The organism is Candidatus Igneacidithiobacillus taiwanensis (assembly GCF_031962545.1).
In the GTDB taxonomy this organism is placed as follows: domain Bacteria; phylum Pseudomonadota; class Gammaproteobacteria; order Acidithiobacillales; family Acidithiobacillaceae; genus Igneacidithiobacillus; species Igneacidithiobacillus taiwanensis.
In genome coordinates, this window is record NZ_JAVRKK010000022.1 from 20,353 (window position 1) to 28,122 (window position 7,770).

General features: G+C 56.4%; 8 protein-coding genes and 2 tRNA genes. 9 read left to right on the forward strand and 1 reads right to left on the reverse strand.

Features of this window, described 5'->3' with window-relative positions:
* The first annotated feature begins 99 nt into the window (after window positions 1–99).
* The 9 genes from lon (at window position 100) to RTI30_RS05105 (ending at window position 7,207) form a co-directional block, all read left to right on the forward strand.
* Window positions 100–2,508 (forward strand): endopeptidase La, encoded by a 2,409-nt coding sequence (gene lon / locus RTI30_RS05065; protein ID WP_312261207.1) that lies wholly within the window; start codon window positions 100–102, stop codon window positions 2,506–2,508.
* Window positions 2,509–2,635: 127 nt separating this feature from the next.
* Window positions 2,636–2,908, forward strand: a complete 273-nt coding sequence (locus RTI30_RS05070) for an HU family DNA-binding protein (RefSeq protein WP_312261205.1) — start codon at window positions 2,636–2,638, stop codon at window positions 2,906–2,908.
* An 11-nt stretch (window positions 2,909–2,919) separates the two neighbouring features.
* Window positions 2,920–2,995 (forward strand) — tRNA-Val (locus RTI30_RS05075).
* Window positions 2,996–3,005: 10 nt separating this feature from the next.
* Window positions 3,006–3,082 (forward strand) — tRNA-Asp (locus RTI30_RS05080).
* Window positions 3,083–3,171: 89 nt separating this feature from the next.
* Window positions 3,172–4,686, forward strand: a complete 1,515-nt coding sequence (locus RTI30_RS05085) for a SurA N-terminal domain-containing protein (protein ID WP_312261203.1) — start codon at window positions 3,172–3,174, stop codon at window positions 4,684–4,686.
* A 52-nt stretch (window positions 4,687–4,738) separates the two neighbouring features.
* Window positions 4,739–5,533, forward strand: a complete 795-nt coding sequence (locus RTI30_RS05090; protein ID WP_312261201.1) for a PilZ domain-containing protein — start codon at window positions 4,739–4,741, stop codon at window positions 5,531–5,533.
* 1 nt (window position 5,534) lies between these two features.
* Window positions 5,535–5,894, forward strand: coding sequence for a hypothetical protein (locus RTI30_RS05095; RefSeq protein ID WP_312261199.1), 360 nt, complete (start codon window positions 5,535–5,537; stop codon window positions 5,892–5,894).
* A gap of 6 nt (window positions 5,895–5,900) precedes the next feature.
* Window positions 5,901–6,935, forward strand: a complete 1,035-nt coding sequence (locus tag RTI30_RS05100; RefSeq protein ID WP_312261197.1) for a flagellar hook-length control protein FliK — start codon at window positions 5,901–5,903, stop codon at window positions 6,933–6,935.
* Entirely contained in the window at window positions 6,932–7,207 is a 276-nt protein-coding gene (locus RTI30_RS05105; RefSeq protein ID WP_312261195.1) for an EscU/YscU/HrcU family type III secretion system export apparatus switch protein, read from the forward strand. The genes RTI30_RS05100 and RTI30_RS05105 overlap by 4 nt, the downstream gene beginning before the upstream one ends.
* On the opposite strand, the gene RTI30_RS14265 is transcribed toward RTI30_RS05105, so the two are convergent.
* The gene (locus RTI30_RS14265; RefSeq protein ID WP_409449678.1) at window positions 7,101–7,631 is read right to left on the reverse strand and encodes a L,D-transpeptidase family protein; all 531 of its coding nucleotides are present in this window, start codon (window positions 7,629–7,631) and stop codon (window positions 7,101–7,103) included. The two genes, RTI30_RS05105 and RTI30_RS14265, sit on opposite strands and share 107 nt — an antisense overlap.
* Window positions 7,632–7,770: the final 139 nt, after the last annotated feature.

Consider the following 7,770-nt stretch of genomic DNA (forward strand, 5'->3'; position numbering starts at 1 on the left):
AAAAAAGCGGCGTCGATCCCCATCTCCTCCCTAACGGGGTAAGTTTTACCCCTATCTTCCGTGGAGTGAAGCGTGGCTGAAAACAAAACGAGTTCCCTAATGAGCGAAACTACTCTAATCGTCCCCGTCCTTCCCTTGCGGGATGTGGTGGTGTTCCCGTTCATGGTCATCCCCTTATTCGTTGGGCGGCCGAAGTCCATTCGTGCCCTCGAGGATGCCATGGCCGGCGACAAGCAAATTCTTCTCGTTGCCCAGCGTAATGCCGCGGACGATGACCCCGAGCCCGAACGCATCTTCCGGGTTGGTACCGTAGCTACCATTCTGCAGCTGCTCAAGCTCCCCGACGGCACGGTCAAAGTGCTCGTCGAGGGCACGGATCGCGCTCGCATCCAGGCGTTTTTGCCGGCGGAAGATACCCTGCGAGCGCAGATTGCGCTCATCCAATCCGGTACCGAGAGCGACCGCGAACTCGAGGCGTTACTACGTTCGGTGCAGGCGCAATTCGAAGCCTATGTCAAACTGAACAAAAAAATTCCCCCCGAGATCTTGCAAACCTTGGCGAGTATTGAGGATCCGGCGCGACTGGCGGATACGGTGGCTGCCCATCTCAATCTCAAGCTCGAAGAAAAGCAGGAAATTCTCGAAAAGGCCGATACCAGAGCTCGGCTCGAGCATCTGCTGGGGATGATGGAGTCGGAGATTGATCTGCTCCAGGTCGAAAAGCGCATCCGGGGTCGCGTCAAGCGGCAAATGGAAAAAAGCCAGCGTGAGTACTACCTGAACGAGCAAATGAAGGCCATCCAAAAGGAGCTGGGCGACCTCTCCGAGGACGGTGGTAGCGAAACCGACGAGCTGGCGCGCAAAATCCAAAAGGCGGGTATGCCCAAAGATGTACGTGCCAAGGCCGAGGCAGAGCTCAAGAAGTTACGCATGATGAGCCCGATGTCTGCAGAGGCTACGGTCGTCCGCAATTACATCGACTGGTTGGTTGCAATGCCCTGGAAAAAGCGCAGCAAGATCGCCCAGGACCTCAAGCGCGCCAAGCAAATCCTCGACGCCGACCACTATGGGCTCGAGGACGTCAAAGAGCGCATATTGGAATACTTGGCGGTGCAGCAGCGCGTGGGTAATAGCCATGGACCGATTCTTTGCCTGGTAGGACCGCCAGGGGTGGGCAAGACCAGTCTGGGGCGTTCCATTGCCCAGGCGACGGGGCGCAAATTTGTGCGTATGTCCTTGGGTGGTGTGCGCGACGAGGCGGAGATTCGCGGTCATCGTCGCACCTACATCGGTGCGCTCCCGGGCAAGATTGTGCAAAGCCTGTCCAAGGTCGGCACCCGTAATCCTCTCATGTTGCTCGACGAAGTCGACAAGATGGCGATGGATTTTCGTGGCGATCCTGCCTCCGCCTTGCTCGAGGTGCTCGATCCAGAGCAGAACAACACCTTCAATGATCATTATCTGGAGGTGGACTTCAACCTGTCCGAGGTCATGTTTGTGACCACGGCCAACACCTTGAACATTCCGGCACCCCTGATGGATCGTATGGAAGTCATTCGTATTTCCGGGTATACCGAAGACGAAAAGATCCATATCGCCAATCAATATCTGCTGCCCAAGCAGATGGAAAAAGCCGGTTTGCGCAAAGAAGAGATCCAGATTTCCACGGCGGTAATTCGCGATATCATTCGCCACTACACTCGCGAAGCCGGCGTTCGCAATCTCGAGCGGGAGTTAGCGCGCTTGTGTCGCAAGGTCGTGAAAGAGTTGCTTCTGGACAAGAGACGACAAAAAGTTCAAATCAGCGAGCGCAATCTCGATAAATACCTGGGTGTGCGTCGTTTCGATTTTGGCAAGGCGGAAAAGGAAAATCGGGTTGGCGAAGTTACCGGGTTGGCATGGACGGAAGTCGGTGGTGAACTCCTCAGTATTGAGGCGGTAGTCGTCCCTGGTCGAGGTAAGCTATTGATTACCGGAAAACTTGGCGACGTCATGCAGGAGTCTGTCCAAGCCGCGATGAGTGTGGTTCGCGCACGTTCGCAGATGCTTGGCATTCCCCACGATTTTTACCAGGTCAAGGATGTGCACATCCACGTGCCAGAAGGGGCGACTCCCAAGGACGGCCCGAGTGCCGGTATTGGCATGGTCACGGCCTTGGTGTCGGCCCTAACGGGAATCCCGGTGCATGCGAGTGTGGCAATGACTGGCGAAATCACTCTACGCGGCGAAGTCTTGCCGATTGGCGGTCTCAAGGAAAAGCTCCTGGCAGCGCATCGCGGCGGTATCAGTACGGTATTGATTCCGGCAGAAAATGAAAAAGATCTGCAGGAAATTCCCAAAAACGTGCGCGATGCCTTGACCATTAAACCGGTACGCTGGATTGACGAGGTCTTTGCGATTGCCCTGGAGCGCATGCCCGAGCCGCGTGCAGAAGGCGAGGAGAGTCCGGTTGCTGCAGGGCCGGTGGCTCCAGAAGAGGGCGTCGAGAAACGTGGGGCTGCCCACTGAGTATGGCTCGAGCCCCGGAAAGTCTTGCCGGGGCTTTTTTGTGCCTTGTTCTTGACAGCGCTTTTTTCGTCCTGTTATAAAACTTTGGCCTCACAAGCTACCCTATACACTTAGGAGATAAAGGATCATGAATAAATCGGAATTGATCGAAAGAATCGCAGCAGAAGCTGATGTTTCTCGTGCCGCTGCCGGGCGTACGTTGGATGCCACGATCAAGGTCGTCACCGAGGCGCTGCAGGCTGGCGAGCAAGTGACCCTGGTCGGTTTCGGCTCTTTTATGGTTGCCGAGCGCGAGGCGCGTAAAGGCCGCAATCCCGCCACCGGTGCAGAAATTGAGATCGCCGCCAGTCGCTCTCCCAAGTTCAAGGCTGGAAAAGCGCTGCGGGATGCAGTAAACTAGTGCTTCTGGTCGGGCGGTTAGCTCAGTTGGTAGAGCGTCGGCTTTACACGCCGAATGTCGGGGGTTCGAGCCCCTCATCGCCCACCATTGCCCTTGTGGGGTGGTAGTTCAGTCGGTCAGAATGCCGGCCTGTCACGCCGGAGGTCGCGGGTTCGAGCCCCGTCCACCCCGCCAACAACAAAGGCGACCCCATTGCGGGGTCGCTTTTTTTTCGGTTAGGTCATTCGGGTGCCCTACGCGCTCCCGAGGTCTGAGGTCTTCGTATGCTGGATGTTTTTCGGGGTATGTCGCAATCGTGGGTTGCGAAAATTGCGCTGCTACTCATCGCCCTATCCTTCGTTTTGTGGGGCGTCAGTGGGTATCTTTTTGATCAAGGGGATTCGTCGCAAATCGTTGCCAAGGTAGATGGAGAAAAAATCAGTAGTTCGCTGTTTCAGCGTCGTCTGCGGCAGGCTACCGAGCAATACACCCAAATCTTTGGCGCTGCAGCGGCTGAAAAAATTGTCAAGACGCCCGCCTTTACCAAGCAGGTTCTCGACGGTATGGTCGATGATTTGCTCCTTGCCCACGAGGCCAGAAAACTACATTTGCAGGTACCGGATAGCGCCCTGCGTGCCAAGATCGTTTCGATGCCGGTTTTTGCCGTCAAAGGACAGTTCTCTCGCGCTCGTTACGATCAATTACTAAAGGACAATGGCCTTACCCCAGCACAGTTTGAGGCGCAACTACGCCAAAGCATGTTGTTGGAACAGCTGCAATCCTTGCCGCAGATTCTTGCCATGGCGTCTCCAACGGAGGCGCAGCAGGTGTGGCAGTGGTCTCAGGAGTACCGTAATGTCTACATACTGACCTTGCAAAACCAGGACTTCTCGGGGCAGGTTCAGCAACCCTCGGCGGCAGAGATCAAAAAATACTACGAAGCCCACCAACGACAGTTTCAGCAGGCGGCACAGGTACAGGTTGCGTACGTGGTATTCGGAGAGCAGAACGTTGCCTCCGGGAGCACCGCGGCTACGGGGAGTAACTCCGCTGCCCTGCAGTTCGAGTCGCAGATCGATGATTTCAAGAATACGCTTTTCAGTAGCAATGATCTCCAGGCCGTTGCCACCAAGTATCATCTAAAAGTACAGACGAGTGATTGGTTGCAAGAGGGAACGCCCAGCACTGGGATATTCAGCGACCCGAAAGCCGTCGCCCTGGCCTTCAGTAGTGCTGTACTCGCCGGAAAAAATAGCAGTGCATTGCGTTTGGCCAATGGCGATTTATTGGCCGTGCACCTGCTACACTATCAGCCCGCACGCGCGCGGAGCTTGGCACAAGTGGAGGATCAGGTACGCGCTCAGCTCGTGACACAACAGGCGGCCGAGTTGCGCGAGAAAACCGCAGCGCAACTTTTGGCGGCCGTACAAAAACAACAAAATATTCAAGCGCTGCAAGAAAAATATGCGCACCAGATAACGCATTTTCCCGAATTGTCGCGTCGGGCCGACAATGGGCTATCTACTGCATTGTTGCAGAAGATTTTTCTGGAGCCTACCCCGGCCGCAGGCAAAGTATCGGCGGGGTTGCTTAACACGCACGGTACCAGCACGGTATATGTTGTGGCCGGGGTCGTGCTCCCCAGCCCGAGTCTGTTGAATCCTTCGGTGCGCGACGAGATTCAGAAATCTCTTGCCGAACAGCGGGTGCGGCTGCTCAGCCAGAGCTACTTGCGAGCTCTTCGCGATCACGCTAAGGTCAAGATCTATCAAAAGAATGTCGAGCAGGTGAGCAGTTGAAGGGGCGGTTGATCCGCGTGGTTTGAGCGCTACAGCAATGCAGGGGCTGCCGATGCATGTCGACCTTCAGAATACCGAGCAAAGCCTATTCCAGGATCGTTACCGGGTGGCTGCCCAGGCGAAAGTACGGGGAATCCTGGAGCGAGTCCAGCAACAGCATCTGTTCTGCTCCCTACACTTTGCGCAGGCGGAGCATAGTTTCAGCAGCGTCCTCCTCCCAGGGGCAGAACCTAAAGAACTGCTTTTTGATTTGCCTATCGATTTCCCAGCAGCGTTAGCGTTGCCCGCAGACGTGACCGTTCTGGTTCGGCTCGACGGGGTGATGACAGGATTTCGCAGCCAATGTTTGCAACGACGTGACGATATGCTGCAGGTTGCCTTTCCCCAGGCCCTGTATCAGTTACAGCGACGCCAATTATATCGAGTACCGCCAGCTATTTCCGATCCCGACGAGGTACGCATCCAGCGTCGCGGCGCCAGTGCATTGGTTGGCCGCATGCAAGACATCAGTATTGGCGGTCAGCGCATTTTGCTCCGTCAAGTTCCCGCCGGTCCATTGCCGCGAGTGGGTGACGTACTGCCCGCGATTTCCTTTGCTCTACGTGATAGCCCCCTAATCACCGTATCAGCCTCAGTTTGTTTTGTTAGTGCGCCGCAAGCCGATACCCTAGCTTTGGGTGTGTGTTTTCTGGATCTACCTAGACCCGCGGCAGATCTTATCGCACAGTACGTGCAAGCGCGCGACCGCGAGATTTTGCAAGTTCTGGGCATTGGCCTGCCGGGGTCCTCCGGCGTCTTCCGGGAGAAGAAAACGTCTCTGTTGCGGCGCTGGTGGCGAGGCGCCTAACATGCTGCTCCTCATGGACGGCTTGCTCCTGCTTGCGCTGGTTCTGCTACTTGCCATGTTTTGGCTTTGGCGACAACAAGGTCGCGACCTTCGCCGTTTACACGAGCGCGTCGATGGCCTCGAGAATGCGCTGCGCGAGTCTTTGGCCAGTCAGATATCCTTCTATCGTCAAGCCACCCTTACCCCAGAAAAGACGTCGGCAACTCAAGACGCACCGGTAGGCACCGCATCGCCGACTTGGGATCAGCTGCCGGGCCAAACCCAGAAATTGGCGGAGCAGGGATTCAGCGAAAAGGAGATTGCCGAGCGCCTCGGCCTAGGGATTGCCGATGTCCAGTTGCTTTTGCGACTGAGAAGATAAACCCCTATGGGCGTCGATGCTCTCTCCGCTCTCGGTCCAATTCAGGGCCGCGCTGCCACCGGAGCTGGCGTCGGAAGTAGCGTATCGGACCTTGCCGCGGGTACGCCGGTTTCTGGACAGATTATGGGACGCGCCGGTGCCGAGACCGTCGTGCGTATCCGAGGGCAAGATTTCCTTTTCCAACTGCCGCAACGCTGGCCGAGTAATGTCGACCAGCTCTCTCTGGTGTATTTGGGAGGCGGTAAGGACGAAGCAAAATTCCTGCTTTTGCAGCCGGGAGCAACACAGAATTCTGCGACGGCCAGTCTATCGGTTCTGGGACGGGTTCTCTTTGGGTCGGGGCCAGCCGTGGGGCCTACCGCTCTTTCCCTTTCTGGTGTGTATGCCAATAGTCAACCCGCGGCCTCCACTTTGGCCGCAAAACTACAGGGGGCCGTTGAGGATAGTGGAATCTTTTACGAAGGACATCTGCAGGCCTGGGCGCAGGGAAACTATCCCTTGCAGCGCCTACTACAAGAGCCACAGGGACGTTTAAGCCCCATTCTTGGCCAGAAAACCGATCAGCCACCAAATCCAGCGGCAGCAACGTCACCCTCGGCGCTTGCATCCGTCCCTGCGCTACAAGTCTATGCCCAAGTTGCCGCCCAGTCGGCGGGCGCTCCCTCTATTCCGGCTCCGTTACAAGCCTTGCTGCAGCAGCAAGGCCAGGTTCTGCAGCAACAACAGCTGACCTGGACATTTTCGCCGTGGCCAGGGCAAAGCGTCTTCTGGACCATTGGCAAACGTCGTGGCGAAGACGAGCAGGAAGAGGCGGCAAGAGATGAGCAGGGCGTTGCTACCTGGGATAGTCGAGTGCAATTAGACTTGCCTGCCCTTGGACATCTCGATGCGCGCTTGCGTCTGCAAGGCGACCGTCTGGCTCTGCGCCTGCGTTTCGATCCCGAAACGCTGGGTATTGCACAAGAGCACTTGGCGGCTTTGCACGAGGCTCTCCGAGCGTACGGTCTCGATACGCAGATCGTTGCGGAATCCGACGAATGAGCGACCAGGAGCAGAAAAAGTTGGCGGCCGCCTTGCGGTATCGTCCTGGCGAGGCGGCGCCGACCCTAGTGGCCAAGGGGCAAGGCTTGTTGGCCGAACAGATTATAGCGACCGCCGAAGCCGCAGGAGTCTACGTGCACCAGTCGCGAGAGTTGGTCAGTTTGCTCATGCAGCTGGATCTGGATCGGGAGATCCCACCGAAGCTGTACCAGGCGGTGGCGGAGTTGTTGGCTTGGGTGTACCGCTTGGAGTCGGAGTATGCTCGGCGCTAACGTGCACCAAGCGCAGCTGCACGCTTTGCGACGTAGAGTGCATGGGAATCTCGCGGTAAACATAGCTGGATCGTGGTGCTGCTGAAGAAGCCTGTAGCCCTTGGGCAGGAAGTCGATGGATGATGCTCACGGGTACCCCGTAGTGCAGCAGCGTGTATAAATGCTTGGCCGCAGGCTTGGGTAATTCGACGCAGCCGGCGCTCTGCGGAAAACCATATGCGGCGCGTGGGTAAAAATGCAGCGCCCGCCCGCGGTAAAAATAATTGACCCAGCGAATATCGGAATCGTCGTATTTTTGATATTGCACCCAGTGATGATGATAGCGCTGATAGGGCATGGGCGGCACTGAGTAGTCGGCGGCTATGGCAGCTTGGTATAGGCGTACGGTCTGATTGGACACGGGGATAGGAAAATTGCCCACCATTTTGGTCTGTAAGGCGCGCGCGTAAATCGGCCAGGTTCCGTTAGGGAAGATCTGATCTAGCCGAAGAAGGCATTGCCGTTGATCCAGAATCTCAAAAAAAACGCCATGAGGCCCATTGCTGATCGAAATACCACTATTT